Here is a 17,636-nt window from a genome sequence, read left to right as displayed (position 1 = left end):
CGCCGAACGGGGACAAACCACCGGATCGGGGGATCGCGGGCCCCGGTCCCGGCCGGGTAGGGCACCGGGGTGCTCCGGGTCGGGACATCGGGATGGCAGTACCGCAGCTGGCGGGAGGCCTTCTACGGCGGGCGCCCGACGAGCGGATGGCTGGCCGCGTACGCGGCCACGTTCGGCACGGTCGAGGTCAACAGCTCCTTCTACCGGCTGCCCGAGCGCCACACGGTCGCCCACTGGGCCGAGGCGACGCCCGACGACTTCTGCTTCGTGCTCAAGGTGAGCCGCTACCTGACCCACGTGCGGCGGCTTCGCGATCCCGAGGAGCCGATCGAGCGCTTCCTGGACCGCGCCGAACCGCTCGGTCCGAAGCTCGGCGCCGCCCTCCTGCAGCTCCCGCCGGACTTCCGGATCGACGTCGATCGGCTGGCGGCGGTGCTCGAACGCTGGCCGGCGGACGTACCCCTCGCGGTCGAGCTGCGCCACGACAGCTGGTTCGTCGACGAGGTCCGCTCGCTCCTCGGCGAGCGGTCGGTCCCGCTGGTGCGGACCGACCGCGACGGCCGACCCCAGGAGCCGGCCTGGGTCACGGCGGACTGGTGCTACGTGCGCCTGCACGAGGGCACCGCGAGGCCGCGGCCCTGCTACGGGGACCGGGCGCTCCGGTCGTGGCGCGACCGCATCGTCGACGGGTGGGGCACCGGGGCGCGGGGGTTCGCGTTCTTCAACAACGACCCGCAGGCGTGCGCACCCCGGAACGCGGTGCGGTTCCGCGAGCTGGCGTCGGCGGCCGGCGTCGACGTCGGCTGAACGGGGGCGACGTCGACGCCGGCCCCGCAGCGGGGGGCCTGCGGCTCAGACGGAGCGGCGGACGGCCACGGGGGCCCGGTGGTCCCGGCGGACGAGCAGGGCGCCCATCCCGGCCTCGAGCAGCTGGCGCTTGATCCGGGGTCGGTCGGCCAGGACCTCGAGGCGCCGCTCGGCCCTGAAGAAGCGCACGGCCAGCGCCCGGAGCGCCTCGAGCTCGCAGGGGGCGAGCTCCTCGAGGCCGAGCAGCTCGAGCGTGGTCGTCACCTGGCGCAGCGGAGGCCGGGTGAGCGCGAGCTGCTGGACCACCGGGGTGTCGAAGCTGCGATCCCGGCTCAGCTCCCGTCGGCTCAGCTCCCGTTCCTGTCGCCGTGATCGCACGGCGGTGTCGCTACCCGGACCCGGTGACCTTGAAACCCCCGGGGGAGGGGAGTAACGGATTGCCTCGCCCGGACGTTGTCAGCAGCTCCGCACCGCCTTGCCGTACAGCCCGTTGAGGACCTCGTTGCCCTCCTTGGTCAGGTGGACCGAGTCGGTGGTCAGCGTGCTGGTCGGGGGTTCGCCCTCGAGCGTGTCCTCGACCTCTGCGTTCCAGTCGATGACCCCCAGCCGGTCGTCGGTGCCGACCAGCTGCTCGAGCGCGTCGTTGAACCGCCGGGCGGCGTCGGTCGAGACCTGCCCGGTCGTGCCGTCGACCATGTGCTCGTTGATGTTGACGAGGTGGATGCAGCGGGCCTTCGGGTAGAGGCCGATCAGCGCGCTGAGCGCCGCCATCGACTGCTCGACGGGCGTGCCGGCCCGGACGTCGTTGGTCCCGAGGTTGACGATGAGCTGGGCCGCGTCGGTCGTCGACACCACCTCGGCCGGAGGGATCGCACCGAGCACCTGCTTCCCGAAGTTGCCGCTGACCTTGAGGTCGAAGTCGTCGCCCATCTCGGCGCGGAGGTCGGCCTCGTCGAAGGTGACGAGGGAGTCGCCGACGATCGCCACGCGCTCGCCCTGGTTCTTCGAGCACGAGGGGGCGATCGCGGCGACGAGGAGGAGGCAGGCTGCGATCGCCGGCACTCGGAGGGCGCTGAGCTGAGGTGTCCCGGTCATGACCCATCCGTACCCGGCGCGCCGAGGCCCGAGTCGGCCCGTCGGGCGGTCCAGGGACGCGCCCCGCCATCGCGGCGGCGCCGGGCTGGCCGAACGGTCGCCGGGTAGGGGTCGGCGAGACCGAGGAGGTGGTCCGATGTCCGGACCCGACGGCGACGACCTGCGCTTCGTCGCGCTCAACTGCACGCTCAAGCCCGGGCCGGAGGCGTCGAGCACCGACGTCCTGCTCGACGCGATCACCGGCGAGCTCGAGACGTTCGGCTACACGGGCGAGACCATCCGGGTGGTCGATCGCGGCGTCGCCCACGGCGTCACCGCCGACGAGGGCGACGGGGACGGCTGGCCGGCCGTGCGCCGGCAGATCCTCGAGTCGCACGTCCTCGTGCTCGGCACGCCGATCTGGATGGGGCACCCGTCGAGCGTCGCCCAGCAGGTGCTCGAGCGGCTCGACGCCTTCCTCGGCGAGACCGACGACCGGGGCCAACTCGCCACCGTCGACCGGGTGGCGCTCGTGGCGGTGGTCGGCAACGAGGACGGCGCCCACCACGTCGGCGCCGAGCTCTACCAGGGCCTGAGCGACGTCGGCTTCACTCTGCCGCCGGGTGCGATGGCCTACTGGGTGGGCGAGGCGATGGGCTCCACCGACCTCAAGGACCTGGACGCCATCCCGGAGAAGACGATGGACCAGGCGCGCACGATGGTGGCCAACGCAGCGCACCTCGTCACGCACCTGTCGGGCGTCGGGCCGTACCCGACGCTCGAGTAGGACCGCGAGGTGGGTGCGCCGAGGGTCCTCGGCATCTCGGGCAGCCTCACTACTCGGTCCCCGGCGTCCTCAAGAACGCCATCGACCGGGCCTCGCGACCCGTCCCGGGGTCGAGCCTCGAGCGCAAGCCGATCGCGATCATGGGCGCGGCGCCCGGCGCGTCCGGCTCCGTCCGGGCCCAGCTCGTACTCCGCCAGTCGTTCCTGTGGACCGACTCGCGGGTCGTCACGAAGCCCGAGGTCGTGGTGTTCCGTGTCGCGGAGCGCTTCGAGGACGGCCGCCTCGTCGACGAGGGCACGGACCAGCTGGTCCGCGACCTGCTCGTGGCGCTCGCCGACCTGATCCGCAGCACGACCGGGGCCCGCGCCGCGGACGAGGTCGCGATCTCGCCGGTCTGACGCGTCGCAGGTCGCCGACCGACCGTCGGGGAGGGCGTTAGCGTCCGGCTCCGTGACGACCGACGTCGACCACCACGCCGCGGGCGACGACGCACCCGACGACCAGGCCCGCGACGATCGGGCGATGGCCAGGCTGTACCTGCGCCTGGTGCTCCTGGGGGCGGTCATCGGCGTGCCGGCCGCCCTCGTCGCCGCGCTGTTCCTGGCCCTGGTGCACACCGTCGAGGGCTGGTTGTGGGACGACCTGCCCGAGGCGCTGGGGCACGCGGAGCCGCCGTGGTTCCTCGTGCTCGCCCTGCCGGTCGCCGGGGCCGTGATCGTGTGGGTCGCCCGGCAGTTCCTGCCGGGCGACGGCGGCCACTCGCCGCTCGAGGGCATCGGCGGCGGCGCGACGCCGTGGCGCAACGGCGCGGGGATCGCCCTCGCCGCCGTCGGCACCCTGTCCTTCGGTGCGGTGCTGGGGCCGGAGGCCCCGCTGATCGCCCTGGGCTCCGTCGTCGGCATGGTCGTGGTGGCGAACACGCGGGTCAGGGGGCGGGGTGAGGAGGTGCTCGCCACGGCCGGGTCGTTCTCGGCGGTGTCGGCCCTGTTCGGCGGCCCGCTCGTCGCCGGCATCCTGCTGATGGAGGGCGGCCTGGCGGCGGGTGCGTCGCTGACGGTCGCCCTCCTCCCCGGCCTCGTCGCCGCCGCCGTCGGCTACGTCCTGTTCGTCGGCCTGGGCGACTGGGGCGGGCTGGCCCAGCAGTCGCTCGCCGTCCCGGACCTGCCGCTCTACCAGGGCACCCACCTGCTCGACCTCGCGCTGGCGATCGTCGTCGGCCTGGTCGCCGCCGCGCTGATCCTCGTGGTGCGGGAGCTCGGCGGGCGGGTGCGCGCGTGGTCCGACCGCCGGTGGCAGGTCGCGCTCCTCCTCGGCGGGGCCGCGGTCGGGGCGATCGCGCTCGCGGCGTCGTCGCTCGGTGCCGACGCCCAGGACGTGCTGTTCTCCGGCCAGGCCGCGGTCCCGCACGAGGTGGCGACCACCTCGGTCGACGTGCTGGTCGTCCTGCTGGTGGCCAAGGGCCTGGGCTACGCCGTCTGCCTGGGCTGCGGGTTCCGGGGCGGGCCGGTGTTCCCGGCCATCTTCCTCGGCATCGGCGTCGCCGGGATCTGCGTCGACCTGTTCGGCGTCTCGCCGACCTGGGCCGTGGCCGTCGGCGCCGCCGCCGGCATGGCCGCGGGCACCCGGTTCGTGTTCGCGTCGCTGCTGTTCTCGTCGCTGCTCGTCGGCTCCGCCGGGCTCGACGCGCTGCCGGCCGCGGTGCTGGCCACCACCTCGGCCTGGCTGCTGGTCACAGCCGTCGAACGGCGGCGATCGACCGGTGGCGACGACGACGCGGGGGCGACCGGTCCGGCGTCGGCCCCGGCGCCCGCCTGAGAGCGCCCTCCTCCGGGAGGTCGCGCTCGGCGGGTCAGGTCCGCCCGGAGGCCTCGCCGACGCGGCGGAACTGCTCGGTGCGGTGGACGAACGACGCCGCTTCGACCCGGTTGCGCACGCCGAGCTTCGCGAACGCGGCCCGGAGGTGGGTCTTGACGGTCTCGACGCCGATGAACAGCGCCGCACCGATCTCGGCGTTGGTGAGCCCCTCGGCGGCGCGCACCAGCACCTCGCTCTCACGGAGCGACAGCCCGCGGTCGCGACCCGGCCACACGAGCTCCGACGACGGCACCTCCTCGCCGGCGGGCTCGGCGCGGACCTGGGAGCCCGCCGCGACCTGCAGCAGGGCGTCGGCGATCTGGTGGGCATCGAGCGCCTTGGACACGTAGCCGGCGGCGCCCACGGCGATCGCCTCGTCGATCGCGTGCGGGGGCAGATCGATGCTGAACAGCACGACCGCCCCGACGAGCGGCTCGCGGCTGAGCTCGAGCAACCCGGCGACGCCCGGCTCGGAGCGGCCGAACGAGTCGTAGAGCGCCACGTCGACCCGCTCGAGCACCGGTTCGCCGAGCGTGATGCGCTGGCGGACGTCGAGCCGCTCGTCGGTCGACAGCATGGCGGACAACCCCTCGACGACCAGGTCGTAGTCGTTGACGACCGCCACCGGGATCGGTCGGCTGCGGTGTGGCGGCTGGCCCATCGGCACAGGATCGCGGACGGGTGGCCCGAACGCCACCGCCCTAGCCTGCGGACGAGCGACGAGGAGGTGGCCGGTGATCGAGACCGTGGTCGAGAGGTGGCACCAGCACCTGAGGGGCGAGCTGCCGGGCGGCCTCGACGAGCTGCTCGCCGACGACGTCGTGTTCCACTCGCCGATCGTGTTCACGCCCCAGGAGGGCAAGGCGCTGACCTCGCTCTACCTGCAGGCGGCGTTCCAGGCCCTGCCCGGCGACGGCGCGCCGGCGATGGGCGACGGTGGCGTTGACGGCCCGTCGGACGGTGCCGGTCGCTTCCGCTACACGAAGCAGGTCATGTCCGGCGACACCGCGGTGCTCGAGTTCGAGACGACGGTCGACGGGACGTGGGTCAACGGTGTCGACATCATCCGCTGCGACGACGAGGGCCGCATCGTCGAGTTCCGCGTGATGCTCCGGCCGTTGCGGGCGATCGAGGTGGTGCACGGGCAGATGCGGGCGATGCTCGAGCGGCTGTCCGCCGGAGGGTGATGCCGGACCTGCGGCGGGCGGTCAGGGGCGCAGCGGCGACGTGATGACCGGGAGGTCGGCGTAGGTCACGATCCCGGGCGCCGCGGCGTGGACCGCCGGGATCGCGTTGACCACGGGCAGCGCCGTGATGCGCATCCCGATCGAGTGCATGGTCGCCACCGTGAGGTCCGCGAGGTCGGCCTCCGTCGGCCAGATCTCCAACCGCAGCCGCAGGTTCGGGTCGCCCGTGACCTCGACCAGGTAGCCGTGCTCGACCGTCCACGGCGGGTCGATCCGGGTGCTGGCGAGCCAGCGCTGCCGGACGGCCACGACCTCCCGGTCGCCGCCCGCGCCGTCGACCACGTGGCCGGTCCACACCACGTCCATGCCCGCCACGTGGTCGCGCTCGATCACCATCGACGGCAGATGGACGTCCTCGGTGGCGTGGGCGAACGTGACCTCGCAGCGGATGTCCTCGAGCTGGACGCCGAGCAGTCGACCGAGCAGCTCGACCGCCTCGGCGAACACGGCGCTGCCCGCCTCGACGTCCTCGGCGTGGCCGGCGTCGTCGCGGGGCCGGCCCCAGCCCATCGCCTCGAAGTTGGCGTCGCCCACGAACTGGCTGACGTCGACCGACTCCGACACGCCGACGTGCTCGACGCCGGCGCTGATCCCGGCCGACACGGCGGCGAGCAGCTGTGCGTACCCCGGGTTCATCCCGCTGCCGAACAGGGTCGCACCGCCCTCGACGGCGGCGGCCCGCAGCTCGGCCAGGGCATCGGGGCCGAGGTTCGTGCCCGTGACCAGCTCCGCGGTCGTGACCACGTCGACGCCGGCGCGCAGCAGTCGCGCCAGCTCGGCCACGTCGACGTGGAGCGGAGAGTGCACGATCACGTCGGGACGACGCCCGAGCAGCTCGTCGACGTCGCCGGTGGCCGGGACGCCGAGGTCGCGGTCGAGCCCGCACAGCCGACCGACGTCGACGCCGGCCTTGTCGGGCGACCAGGCGTAGGCGCCGACGAGCTCGAGGTCGGCCCGGGCGTCGATCGCCCGGACGGCCTGGCGGACGACGTTGCCGGTGGTCCACACGGCGACGCGCAGGGGGACGGCGGGTCCGGTCACGCGCCGACGGTACCCGGCCCCGGGTGCGATGATCTCCCGATGGCCGTGCAGCCCGACGTCGAGGTCGCCGCGGTCGAGCTCGTGGCGGTGCGGCGGCGCTTCGACGTCGACCCGCCGGTCGTCGCGCTCGACGGGGTCGACCTCTGCGTCGCCCCCGGCTCGCTGACCGCGGTCCTGGGCCCGTCCGGCAGCGGCAAGACGACGCTCCTGCGGGTCCTGGCCGGCACCGAGCGGCCCGACTCGGGCACGGTCCGCATCGGCGGCGCCACGCTCGACGCCCCGGGCACCCACGTCCCGCCGGAGCGGCGCCGGGTCGGTCTCGTCCCGCAGGAGGGCGCGCTCTTCCCGCACCTCGACGTCGCCGGCAACGTGGCCTTCGGCCTGCCGCGCCGCTCGCGCCGCGAGCGCTCCCGTCGGGTCGCGGAGCTGCTCGAGCTGGTGGACCTGCAGGGCATCGGGCACCGGCGGCCCCACGAGCTGTCGGGCGGCCAGCAGCAGCGCGTCGCCCTGGCCCGAGCGCTCGCCCCGGCCCCCGACGTGGTCCTCCTCGACGAGCCGTTCAGCGCGCTCGACGCCTCGCTGCGGTCGTCCCTGCGCACCGAGGTCGCCGACCTGCTCCGCTCGACCGGGACCACCGCCGTGCTCGTGACCCACGACCAGGACGAGGCGATGTCGGTGGCCGACTCGCTGGCCGTGCTCCGCGCGGGCCGCATCGTCCAGCACGGCCCGCCCGACGAGCTCTACCGCCGACCGGCGGACCTCTGGGTGGCGGGCTTCCTCGGCGACGCGGTGCTGCTCGACGCCGAGCTCGCCGACGGGGTCGCCCGGTGCGCGCTCGGCGAGCTGCCCGTGGACCGGGCCGGCGCGCCCGAGGCCGGCGCCGTGACCGTCTTCCTCCGACCGGAGCAGGTGTGGCCGGCCGGATCGGCGACCGGGGTCGTCGGCGAGGTGGCGGGGACCCGGTTCGCCGGCGCCGAGGTGGAGGTGGCCCTGGTCGTGGACGGGACCGAGGTGGCGGCAAGGTGGCCCTCGTCGCTCGCGCCGGTGCGGGCCGGCGACCGGGTCGACCTCGAGGTCCTCGGGCGGCCGGTGGCGTACCCGGCCCGGACCTGACCGGCGGGCCGGTTCGGCGGCCGCCCGCCGCGGCCCTCCGCGCGTGCCGTCCGTCTTCTACGGTGGGGCGCCGGTCGGGCCGATCACGAATGAGCGGCGCCGACGACCGCACGACGGGAGCGGGGGACGGGGGATGACGGTGAGGTTCGCTTCGACGAGGGGGTCGCTCCGATGACGGGCGCGGTGCGGGCCGTGCGCCGCCACCCGTGGCGCACGTTCGCCGCCACGGTGCTCGTCGTCCTCGGCGTCGGCGCCGTCATGAACCGCAGCATCATCAGCGCCGCGCTGCTCGCCGACGACGAGGTCGACCTCAGCCTCCCCGTGGTCGAGCCCCTCGAGGCCGGGCCGGGCGAGACGGTGTACCGAATCGATCCCGAGCGCTCCTCGGCCACGGTGCACGTCACCGAGGAGCTCGCGGGCGCCGACAACGAGGTCGAGCTGGTCACCCACGGCATCGCCGGCGACGTCGGCGTCGGTCCGGGCGCGGACGGCCGTGCGGCGTCGGTCCGGCTCGGTGCGATCGCCGTCAACGTCGAGCAGCTGGAGAGCGACAACTCGCTCCGCGACAAGATGATCCGCCACGAGTTCCTCGAGTCGTCCGAGCACCCCGAGGTCCGCCTCGACGACGCGACGGTCAGCCTGCCCGACGACGCCAGCGCGACCGAGGTCGACGGCGCCACCATCGACGGCACGCTCCACGTCAAGGGCGTCGACCGGCCCACGACCTGGTCGGTCGACGCGTCGGTCGAGGGCGACACGCTGACCGCGACGGCGACGACCACCATCAAGATGTCGGACTTCGGCGTCGGACCGATCTCCAAGGCCGGGCTCGTCGGCACCGAGGACGACATGGAGGTCGCCCTCCGGCTGACCGCCGTCGACGGCCGCGGCTTCGAGCCGCCCACGGTCCTCGCCTCGGCGGTGGACGACCGGGCCGGCGACACCTCCGACGCACCGTCGTTCTCGAAGGAGGTGCAGCCGATCCTCGAGCAGAACTGCGCGTCGTGCCACGAGCGCGGCGCCGTCGGTGCCTCCATGTGGAAGCTCGCGAACGCGCGGGACGCCGCAGACGTCGCCGACGGCCTGGCCGTGGTGACGAAGGCGGAGTACATGCCGCCGTGGCCGCCCTCCGACGAGGGCATCGAGCTCCAGCACGCCCGCGGCCTCACCGACGAGCAGATCTCGACGATCGTCGACTGGGCGAAGGCCGGTGCGCCGCTCGACGTGCCCGACTCGACGAAGGTCGAGGCGCCCGCCGAGCCCGAGGTGCCGCTGCCGCGGGCCGACGTCACGCTGTCGCTGCCCGAGCCGTACCAGGGCGGTCCGGCGACCAAGGACGACTACCGCTGCTTCATCCTCGACCCGCACCTCACGGAGCCGACGTTCCTGACCGGGTCGAACTTCCAACCCGACCAGCTCCAGATCGTCCACCACGCCCTCGTGTACCAGCGGCCGGCCCGCGCCATGGCCGACGCCGTGGCGCGCGACGCGGCGGATCCGGGCGGCGGTTGGTCGTGCGCCACCGGCATGGGCGGCGACTCGACCGCCGGCGCGCTCGTCGGCGGGTGGGTCCCCGGCCAGCGACCGCAGGACTTCGGCGACGGGGTGGGCTACGAGTTCGAGCCCGGCGACTTCCTCGTCGTGCAGATCCACTACCACTACGACGCCGACGCGCCGCCCGACCGCTCGACGATGGCGCTCGAGCTGTCCCACGACATGTCGCTGATCCCGCTGCACACCTCGCAGCTGATCGGCCCCGTCGAGATCCCGTGCCCGGGCGGCCTCACGGGCGGGCTGTGCGACCGCCCGGCCGCGCTGGCCGACGTCGCCCAGCGGTTCGGTCCCGGCGCCGCCGTCGTGAGCGACGCGCTCAACCGCATCTGCCGCACGAAGCCCGAGGAGCTGGCCGCGACGTCCGACGGCGTCACCGCCACCACCACGTGCGACTACCGGATCCGCGAGGACGGCGACATCGTCGACGTGCTCGGCCACATGCACGAGCTCGGCTCCTCGTACCGGATGACCCTCAACCCCGACACGGCCGGCCAGAAGGTGCTGCTCGACATCCCGACGTGGGACTTCGACTGGCAGCTCAACTACCAGCCCGTCGAGCGGGTGACGGTGAAGAAGGGCGACACGATCCGGGTGTCGTGCTCCTGGGACCGCAACCTGCGCTTCGACCCGCAGCCGCGCTACATCGTGTTCGCCGAGGGCACCCGGGACGAGATGTGCTTCTCGACGGTCACCATCCGGCCCGAGGGCTGATCGGACCGCGCCCGTCGGGTCGGGCCGTCCGGCGCCGACGACCCGCCGGTCGGGGCAGCATGCAGACGTGAACGACGACGCCTCCGCCGCGCCCGCCGACCCGGCGGGTGCCGAACCCCGGATCTACATCCACGAGCTGATCGACGTGATCGGCCACAACCGCGCCCGCTACGTCCAGCACATGACGGCGAACTGGTGCCCGATCGCACGCCAGGAGCGCGACCAGCTCTGCCTCGGCGTCTGGTCGACGATCGGCTCGACCGGCGCCTGGCCGCAGGTCGTGAACATGTGGGAGCTGCGCGGCTGGGACGGGCTGGCCGCGAACCTCGCGCACGAGACGGCGGGCGGCCGCGACCAGGACCCGTCGCTCGCGGCGTGGTGGTCGGTGGCGGCGTCGCTGCGCCGGGGCGGGTTCGACCGCATCGTCGTGCCCACGCCGTGGACCCGCCCCGTCGAGCAGCTCTGCGCCGACGGCGTGCGGGGCGCCGTGTACGCGCACGAGCTGTTCACGGTGGCGCCCGGCGCGTCCGGCGACCTGCTCGCCGCGCTCGGCGAGCGGGGCCGGCCCGCGGTCGAGGCGCTGGGGTCGACCGCCGTCGGCGCCTACGAGGTGGCGATGGCGGACCGGTCCGAGGCGATCGCCATCTGGGCGATCCCGGACTGGCCGTCGTGGGTCGCCTACGAGCGGGCGTGGGAGCCGGGCGGCGCGCTCGAGGCGTGGGCGGCCGAGCTGCGCGGGGTGGGGGCGCGGTGGCGGCGGCAGCTGATGGTCGACGCCCCCCTGTCACCGCTGCGCACCGGCCGCCAGCCGCAGGAGTCGGACCGCCGCCCGCTCGACGAGCTGTGACCCTCCTCGGCCTCACCGTCTACGGGCCGTCCCTCCGCGGTGCAGTCCCCGAGGTCGCGGTCGCCCGGCACGTGGAGGTGCCGGCCGAGGTGGCCGAGCTGTTCGCCGAGGCGCACCACCGCCTGCGGCCCGGCGCCGTCGGCGTCCACCTCGGCGACGGCGACGTCCGGGTGCGCCACGACGTCGGGGTCGCGCCGGATCCGCCGCCCGAGCCCGCCGAGGACGTCGTCGAGGCGATCCGGTCGGCCCGACGACCCGTCGTCCTCGCGGGTCCCGGCGTGGTGCACCTGGACTCGGTCCCGGGCCTGCGCGCCCTCGCTCGGGCGCTGAGCGTCGGGGTGCTCAACACCTGGGGCGCGAAGGGGTGTTCGACTGGCGCAGCCCGCACCACCTCGCCACCGCCGGGCTCCAGGCCCGCGACGCCGAGCTCGGCGGGCTCGCCGACGCCGACCTCATCGTCGCGACCGGGCTCGACCCCGCCGAGCTCGGCGGGGCGTGGCGCCTGGCGCCGGTCGTCGACGTCCACCCGTGGTCGCTGGCGCCGCTGGCGGCACGCACCGGTCGACCCCCGACCCCGATCGAGCGGCCGCCGCTGTTCGCCGCCCTCGCGACCGTCACGCAGGCCGGCTGGGAGCGGACGACCGCGCCGCTCGCGCCGACCCGGGCGACCCGCACGTACGGCGAGCTGCTCGGGGGGAGCGGCGTCGTCGCCGCCGACCCGGGACCCGCCGGGTTCTGGGTGGCGCGGACGGTCCCGACCGAGGGCCTCCGCGGCGTCGTGGTCAGCAGCGACCCCCGGGCGCTCGGCTCCGCGGTGGCGACCGCTGCGGTGGCCCGGCTGCTCGATCCCGACCGGGCCGCGCTGGCGGTCGTCGACGAGCTCGGCGGTCCGGGCCGGGCCTGCCTCGACGCCGCGGCCCGCCTCGGCGTCCCGGTGGCGGTCGAGCGGTGGTCCGACGACGGGGACGCGCTCGACGCGGCGGCGCACCGCGACCGCCTGGCCGGCGTCGTCGGGCGCGGCGGCGAGGTCTCGCTCGCGACCGACGACGGCCAGCTCGCGGAGATCGTCGCGGCGGCCGGCGAGGTCACCGCCTGGGGCGGCCTCGGCCCGCGCCCCGATGCGGCGGACCCGGCTGCCGGCCGGACCTGAACGGCCGATCGGCACCCGCATAGGCTCGCCGGATGCCTTCCGCCGCCGGCCTCGCCGACCTCGAACTGACCACCGTGACCCTCGACGTCGCCGACGGCGTCGCCACCGTCACCCTCGACCGTCCCGACGTCTACAACTCGTTCGACCCCACCATGACCCAGGAGGTCGCGACGGTCTGGCAGGCGCTGCGCCACGCCGACGAGGTGCGGGCGGTCGTGCTCACGGCCTCGGGGGACAAGGCGTTCTGCACGGGCATCGACCGCGACAGCGTCGAGGAGTTCGGCCTGGACCCGTTCACGTACGAGGACCCCGGCAGGCTGCTCGGCCCCAAGAGCCAGGGCCTGTGGAAGCCCGTGATCGCCGCGGTCAACGGCATGGCCTGCGGCGGCGCCTTCTACTTCCTCGCCGAGGCCGACGTGATCCTCGCCGCCGAGCACGCCACCTTCTTCGACCCGCACGTCACCTACGGGATGGTGGCCGCGTACGAGCCGATCCTGCTGCTGCGCCGGATGCCGTTCGGCGACGTCCTGCGCATGGCGATCACCGGGGCGCACGAGCGGATCGGCGCCGAGACCGCGCAGCGGATCGGCCTGGTCAGCGAGGTCCTGCCGGCCGACGAGCTGCGCGGGGCCGCCCACGACCTGGCCGCGGTCGTGGCGTCCCAGCCGGCGGTCGCCGTCCAGGCGACGGTGCGCACGTTGTGGGCGGCCCGCGACCTGCCCGGCCTGCAGGCCACCGACCTCGGCAACCTCTTCCTGGAGCTCGGCACCTCGACCGAGGCCCTGCTCGAGGGCCAGGAGGTGTTCTCGTCCGGGAAGCGGATCGTCCCGAAGGTCCGCTGAGCGGGCGACCGGGAGGGCCCCGGATCAGGAGCGACCGGGCAGCCGCTTCACGAGCACGGCGAACCGCAGATCGTCGCGGCGCGGCATCCCGAAGCGGTCGTCGTCGTACGGGAACGGCAGGCGCTCACCGGTGAGCTCGTAGCCCCGGCGCCGGTACCAGTCGATCAGCTCGTGGCGGACGTCGATCACGTGCAGCTCGACCGCGGCCGCGCCCCACTCCGCCGCCAGCCGCTCGCCGGCGGCGAGCGTGCGGCGGCCCAGCCCCGACGACTGCCGCCCGGGGTCGACGGCGAACATCCCGAGCAGGCTGCGACCCCGTGCGTCGGGCCGGCCCAGCTCGCAGCAGGCCACGATCCGGCCCGCCCCGGCACCGTCGTCCGCCTCGTCGACGAGGACCAGCACGGCGGCGTCGGGTCCGGTGATGGCGTCGAGCACCATGTCCCGATCGGTGCGCTGGCCGCCGATCAGGTGGGTCTCGGTCGTCCACGTCGCGTCGGTGGCCTCGCCGCGGTAGGCGGCGTGGACGAGCGGTACGAGCTCGTCGACGTCGTCGGTGGTGGCCAGGCGGAAGCCGTCGTGCACGGGGGGCGAGGAGCGGGGCTCAGGCGTCGGCCGGCGACAGCTCGAAGACGCGGAACTCCCGGTCGGTGACCTCGGTGTAGTCGCGCCAGTTCGGGAACCAGCCGAGCAGCTCGTCCCAGCGCGCCTGCCGCTCGTCGCCGGTGAGCAGCCGCGACCGCACGGGGTACGAGCTGCCCTTGAACACGACGGTGGCGTCGGGGTGGGCGAGCAGGTTGCCGGTCCACGCCGGGTGCCGGTCGCTCGCGAAGTTGGACCCGACCACGAGCAGCTTGCCGTCCTCGATCGGCACGGCGGCCAAGGGGGTCTCCCGGGGTTGGCCGCTCCTCGCCCCGGTGGTGGTGAGCATGCACATCGGCTGCGCCCTCGAGTCGAACATCCAGCGCCCGCCGCTCAGCCGGTGCAGCACCTTGTGGGTCTGCGGCAGCACCTTCGGCGCCGCCCAGCGGAACGGCCGCGAGGCCAGGACCCACCCGGGGATCTTCACGCCGGTGATCCGGTCCTTGAGGCTCCTGGCGCCGCCGGTCCCCACGCCGATCGGCTGTCCGCTGGTCGTCATGTCCGGAAGCATCCCACGTCCCCATCCACCGGAACGGATCGGGGGCGGCGCTCAGCGGGTCGTCGCGCCACCGTCGAGCCCGATCGTCTGGCCGGTGATCCACGAGGCCTCGTCGGACACGAGGTACACGACCGCCGCGCCGACGTCGGCCGGCTCGCCCAGCCGGCCCACCGGGACGCTGCGCACGAGCCCCGCCACCGCCGCGTCGGTCGCACCGTCGGGCACGACGTTGGACAGCATGCCGAGCGCGAGCGAGTTCACGGTGACCCCGGTCGGGGCGAGCTCCTGGGAGAGGTGGCGCACGAACCCCTCGATGGCGCTCTTCGACGCGCCGTACAGCGAGACCCCGAAGGCGAGACCGGTGCGGGCCGCGCCGGAGGAGATCTGCACGATGCGGCCGTGTCCGTGCTCGACCATCGGGTCGACGACGGCGCGGATGCAGTGCAGCGACCCGTAGAGGTTGAGGTCGACGAACGGACGCCACTCCTCCGGGTCCATGTCCCTGAACGGCACGGTGCCCATGCCGGCCGGGACGCCGGCGTTGTTCACGAGGATGTCGAACGGGGCGCCGAGCGCATCGGCCGCCGTCGCCACCCCCTGGGTGACCGCGGCGGCGTCGGTGATGTCGAAGGGCGCGGCGACGGCCCGGGCGCCGGCCGCCGAGACCTCCTCGGCCGCCGAGGTGGCGCGACCGGTGTCCAGGTCGTTGACCGCCACGGCCGCACCCTGCCCGGCCAGGGCCCGGACGATGCCGGCACCCACGCCCCGTCCGCCGCCGGTGACGAGCGCGGTCCTGCCGGTCAGGTCGAACATCGCCACATGGTACTTGACGAGGTCAAGTACCATCCGGGCATGGATCCGGGGCCCGCGCTGCGGCGGTTCGAGGGGCGGCGGGCGATCGTCACCGGTGCGAGCCGCGGCATCGGCGCCGCCGTGGCGGAACGCCTGGCGGCCGAAGGGGCTGCGGTCGCGATCGTCGCCAGGACCGACGCGCCGGGAGGCCGGCTGGCCGGCAGCCTCCGTGAGACGGCCGAGCGGCTGACCGCGCTCGGCGCCACGGTGGCGACGGTGGTGGCGGACCTCGCCGACGAGGCCGACCGCGCGCGTGTGGTCCCCGAGGCGGTCGGCGGCCTCGGCGGGCCGGTCGACGTCCTCGTCAACGATGCTGCGGCCGCGATCTACGCGCCGCTGGCGGAGATGCCGCTCCGGCGACGGCGCCTCATGTTCGAGGTCAACGTGCACGCGCCGGTCGACCTGGCCCAGGCGGTGCTCCCCGGCATGCGCGGGCTCGGCGAGGGCTGGATCGTGAACGTCTCGAGCCGCTCGGCGGTGCACTGGGACGGGCCGCCGTTCGACCTCGGGATCACCGGCACCACGATCGCGGAGTACGGGGCGTCGAAGGCGGCGCTCGACCGGATCAGCAACGGCCTCGGCGCGGAGCTGCTCGAGGACCGCATCCGCGTGAACTCCGTGTCGCCGCGGGCGGCGGTGCTGAGCGAGGGCGCCGACGCGCTGGTCGGCGACCGACTGCGGCCCGACCAGATCGAGCCGCTCGAGCACATGGTCGAGGCCGTGGTCGCGCTGTGCGCCTGCGATGTCGGGGTGACCGGCCGCACGCTCGTGAGCGGCGACCTGCTCGCCGAGCTCGGCCAGCCCGTCCACGGGCTCGACGCCGTGCTCCTCGACGACGCCGCCGCGCCGTGACCGCGCCCGGCGACCTCGACGAGGTCGAGGCCTCGCTCGAGCGGCTCTTCCGGCTGGCGATGGGGCGGCGCACGCTGTCGCGCCAGACCGAGGCGGTCGGGTCACCGGTCTCGCGTGCCGGCTACGCCGTCCTGCGGACGCTCGCGTCGGGGCCGCTGTCGATGAAGGAGCTGGCCGCCCGCGCCGCGATGGATCCGGCCGTGGCGGCGCGGCAGGTCGGCGCCCTGGAGCGGGAGGGCCTGGTCCGCCAGCGCGCCGACGAGCGCGACGGGCGGGTGCGGGTGGTGGCGCCGACCGAGGCCGGCCGCGAGGCGTTCCGGCGGATCGTCGAGCTGCGGACCGCCTACCTCGCCGACGTGCTCGGCGACTGGTCGACGACGGATCGAGCAGGGCTCGTGCGGGTGGTCGACCGCCTGGTCGCCGACCTGCAGCGGGTGCCGTTCGCACGGGAGGAGCGGTGATGGCAGCAGCGGGCGACGGCGAGGGCGCGCCGATGGGGACGCACCGGATCGACTACGCCGGCTCGGTCCACGACGAGCGCGAGGTCGAGGCCGTCGTCGAGGTGCTGCGGGGCGGGCCGACCGCGCTGCGGATCGGCCGCAACGTCCGGGAGATGGAGCGCCGCGTCGCCGAGCTGCTCGGCAAGCGGCGCGGCGTCATGTGCAACTCGGGCAGCTCGGCGCTCTACCTGGCCATCGAGGTGCTCGACCTGGCGCCCGGCGACGAGATCGTCACCTCGGCGGTCACGTTCTCGACCGACCTCGCCCCGATGGTCCGGTCGGGGATCGTGCCGGCCTTCGTCGACGTCACCCCCGACACCTTCCAGATCGACGTCGACGGGATCGAGGAGATGATCGGCCCGCGGACCCGGGCGATCCTCGCCCCGGACCTGATCGGCAACGCGCCCGACTGGGACGTGATCCGCGCCATCGCGGACCGCCACGGCCTCGTCGTCGTCGAGGACTCGTGCGACGCGCTCGGCCAGACGCTGCGGGGCACGCCGACCGGGTCGCGCGCCGACATCTCGCTGACGAGCTTCGCCCTCTCGCACATCATCACCGCCGCGGGCACCGGCGGGATGGTGTGCTTCGACGACGACGACCTCGTCGACCGGGCCCTGCTGCTGCGGCGCTGGGGCCGGCGCTCCGAGGTGCAGCTGTTCGGTTCGACCAAGGGCGTCGACCGCCGCTTCTTCTCCACGATCGACGGTGCCGGCGGAGCGGCCGACATCGAGTACGACAACCTCTTCATCTTCGACGAGGCCGGGTGGAACTTCGAGCCCTCGGAGCTGTCGGCCGCCTTCGGCCTCGTGCAGCTCGACAAGCTCCCCCAGAACCTCGCCCGGCGCCGGCGCAGCTTCAAGGTGACCCGGGCGCACGTCGCCCGCCACGAGGACCTGTTCGTCCTGCCCAGGGTGACCGACGGCGTCGAGACCGCGTGGCACATGTTCCCGTTCCTGATCCGGCCGTCGTCGGGCATCCGCCGTGCCGAGCTCCAGGCGTGGATGGAGTCGCACGGGATCGACACCCGGATGGTGTGGACCGGCAACGCCACGCGCCAGCCCGCGTTCCGCGACACGCCGTTCCGCGTGCCCGACGCCGGCCTCCCGAACGCGGACGTCGTGATGGAGCGGGGCCTGATCCTGCCGAACAGCCACTCGCTGACCGACGAGGACTGCGAGTGGATCGGGCGGTGCCTCGACGGGTTCGTCGCGACGCTCGGGTCGCGGCCCGGAGGGCCGGGCGACCGGTAGCGCCGCCGTCTCCG

19 protein-coding genes and 1 pseudogene are annotated in these 17,636 nt (G+C 74.6%); 13 read left to right on the top strand and 7 right to left on the bottom strand.

All coding sequences use genetic code 11. From position 1 onward, the window contains the following. The first annotated feature begins 69 nt into the window (after positions 1-69). Positions 70-807 carry a DUF72 domain-containing protein gene (locus LH044_RS07920; protein WP_227759350.1) on the top strand — a complete coding sequence of 246 codons (738 nt, stop codon included), beginning with the start codon at positions 70-72 and terminating at the stop codon, positions 805-807. Between the two features lie 45 nt (positions 808-852). On the opposite strand, the gene LH044_RS07915 is transcribed toward LH044_RS07920, so the two are convergent. Continuing rightward, positions 853-1,185 (bottom strand): hypothetical protein, encoded by a 333-nt coding sequence (locus LH044_RS07915; protein ID WP_227759342.1) that lies wholly within the window; start codon positions 1,183-1,185, stop codon positions 853-855. Between the two features lie 78 nt (positions 1,186-1,263). Beyond that, positions 1,264-1,902, bottom strand: coding sequence for an SGNH/GDSL hydrolase family protein (locus tag LH044_RS07910; RefSeq protein ID WP_227759340.1), 639 nt, complete (start codon positions 1,900-1,902; stop codon positions 1,264-1,266). 136 nt (positions 1,903-2,038) lie between these two features. On the opposite strand from LH044_RS07910, the gene LH044_RS07905 reads away from it, so the two are divergent. From LH044_RS07905 to LH044_RS07895, 3 genes and pseudogenes are all read left to right on the top strand, one after another. Then, on the top strand, positions 2,039-2,668 hold the full coding sequence (locus LH044_RS07905; RefSeq protein ID WP_227759338.1) for a flavodoxin family protein: 630 nt from the start codon (positions 2,039-2,041) through the stop codon (positions 2,666-2,668). 59 nt (positions 2,669-2,727) lie between these two features. Then, a pseudogene (locus LH044_RS07900) lies at positions 2,728-3,066 on the top strand (NADPH-dependent FMN reductase); the annotation flags it as partial. Between the two features lie 52 nt (positions 3,067-3,118). Beyond that, positions 3,119-4,483 (top strand): chloride channel protein, encoded by a 1,365-nt coding sequence (locus tag LH044_RS07895; protein ID WP_227759336.1) that lies wholly within the window; start codon positions 3,119-3,121, stop codon positions 4,481-4,483. Between the two features lie 34 nt (positions 4,484-4,517). Here the strand turns inward: LH044_RS07895 and LH044_RS07890 are convergent, their stop codons facing one another. Further along, the gene (locus tag LH044_RS07890; protein ID WP_227759334.1) at positions 4,518-5,183 is read right to left on the bottom strand and encodes a response regulator transcription factor; all 666 of its coding nucleotides are present in this window, start codon (positions 5,181-5,183) and stop codon (positions 4,518-4,520) included. Between the two features lie 73 nt (positions 5,184-5,256). On the opposite strand from LH044_RS07890, the gene LH044_RS07885 reads away from it, so the two are divergent. Next, positions 5,257-5,709 carry a nuclear transport factor 2 family protein gene (locus LH044_RS07885; protein WP_227759332.1) on the top strand — a complete coding sequence of 151 codons (453 nt, stop codon included), beginning with the start codon at positions 5,257-5,259 and terminating at the stop codon, positions 5,707-5,709. 21 nt (positions 5,710-5,730) lie between these two features. Here LH044_RS07885 and LH044_RS07880 read toward each other — a convergent pair whose 3' ends face one another. Then, the gene (locus tag LH044_RS07880; RefSeq protein ID WP_227759330.1) at positions 5,731-6,810 is read right to left on the bottom strand and encodes an NAD(P)H-dependent amine dehydrogenase family protein; all 1,080 of its coding nucleotides are present in this window, start codon (positions 6,808-6,810) and stop codon (positions 5,731-5,733) included. Positions 6,811-6,849: 39 nt separating this feature from the next. Between LH044_RS07880 and LH044_RS07875 the strand changes: the two genes are divergently transcribed. The 5 genes from LH044_RS07875 (at position 6,850) to LH044_RS07855 (ending at position 13,027) form a co-directional block, all read left to right on the top strand. Continuing rightward, positions 6,850-7,923: an ABC transporter ATP-binding protein gene (locus tag LH044_RS07875; protein WP_227759327.1), complete on the top strand. Its 1,074-nt coding sequence runs from the start codon at positions 6,850-6,852 to the stop codon at positions 7,921-7,923. 171 nt (positions 7,924-8,094) lie between these two features. Beyond that, a complete protein-coding gene (locus LH044_RS07870; protein ID WP_227759324.1) occupies positions 8,095-10,188 on the top strand; it encodes a YceI family protein in 2,094 nt (697 codons plus the stop codon). A gap of 67 nt (positions 10,189-10,255) precedes the next feature. Continuing rightward, positions 10,256-11,035, top strand: coding sequence for a hypothetical protein (locus tag LH044_RS07865; protein ID WP_227759317.1), 780 nt, complete (start codon positions 10,256-10,258; stop codon positions 11,033-11,035). 364 nt (positions 11,036-11,399) lie between these two features. Further along, a complete protein-coding gene (locus LH044_RS07860; protein ID WP_227759315.1) occupies positions 11,400-12,185 on the top strand; it encodes an acetolactate synthase large subunit family protein in 786 nt (261 codons plus the stop codon). A gap of 32 nt (positions 12,186-12,217) precedes the next feature. Beyond that, positions 12,218-13,027 (top strand): enoyl-CoA hydratase/isomerase family protein, encoded by an 810-nt coding sequence (locus LH044_RS07855; RefSeq protein WP_227759313.1) that lies wholly within the window; start codon positions 12,218-12,220, stop codon positions 13,025-13,027. A gap of 24 nt (positions 13,028-13,051) precedes the next feature. Here LH044_RS07855 and LH044_RS07850 read toward each other — a convergent pair whose 3' ends face one another. From LH044_RS07850 to LH044_RS07840, 3 genes are read right to left on the bottom strand one after another with little or no spacing between them, the layout of a single operon-like run. Beyond that, positions 13,052-13,609, bottom strand: a complete 558-nt coding sequence (locus LH044_RS07850) for a GNAT family N-acetyltransferase (protein ID WP_227759311.1) — start codon at positions 13,607-13,609, stop codon at positions 13,052-13,054. A gap of 19 nt (positions 13,610-13,628) precedes the next feature. After that, positions 13,629-14,165, bottom strand: a complete 537-nt coding sequence (locus LH044_RS07845) for a nitroreductase family deazaflavin-dependent oxidoreductase (RefSeq protein ID WP_227759308.1) — start codon at positions 14,163-14,165, stop codon at positions 13,629-13,631. Between the two features lie 51 nt (positions 14,166-14,216). Further along, the gene (locus tag LH044_RS07840; protein WP_227759306.1) at positions 14,217-14,978 is read right to left on the bottom strand and encodes an SDR family NAD(P)-dependent oxidoreductase; all 762 of its coding nucleotides are present in this window, start codon (positions 14,976-14,978) and stop codon (positions 14,217-14,219) included. 39 nt (positions 14,979-15,017) lie between these two features. Here LH044_RS07840 and LH044_RS07835 point away from each other — a divergent pair, with 39 nt between their 5' ends. From LH044_RS07835 to LH044_RS07825, 3 genes are read left to right on the top strand one after another with little or no spacing between them, the layout of a single operon-like run. Then, a complete protein-coding gene (locus LH044_RS07835) occupies positions 15,018-15,869 on the top strand; it encodes an SDR family NAD(P)-dependent oxidoreductase (protein WP_227759304.1) in 852 nt (283 codons plus the stop codon). Beyond that, entirely contained in the window at positions 15,866-16,330 is a 465-nt protein-coding gene (locus tag LH044_RS07830; protein WP_227759303.1) for a MarR family winged helix-turn-helix transcriptional regulator, read from the top strand. Before LH044_RS07835 ends, LH044_RS07830 begins: the two co-directional genes overlap by 4 nt. After that, on the top strand, positions 16,330-17,622 hold the full coding sequence (locus LH044_RS07825; RefSeq protein WP_227759301.1) for a DegT/DnrJ/EryC1/StrS family aminotransferase: 1,293 nt from the start codon (positions 16,330-16,332) through the stop codon (positions 17,620-17,622). The genes LH044_RS07830 and LH044_RS07825 overlap by 1 nt, the downstream gene beginning before the upstream one ends. The last annotated feature ends 14 nt before the right edge of the window (positions 17,623-17,636 follow it).

Source organism: Dermatobacter hominis, assembly GCF_020715685.1.
Lineage (GTDB): Bacteria > Actinomycetota > Acidimicrobiia > Acidimicrobiales > Microtrichaceae > Dermatobacter > Dermatobacter hominis.
This window is presented reverse-complemented; position numbering and strand designations above follow the sequence as displayed.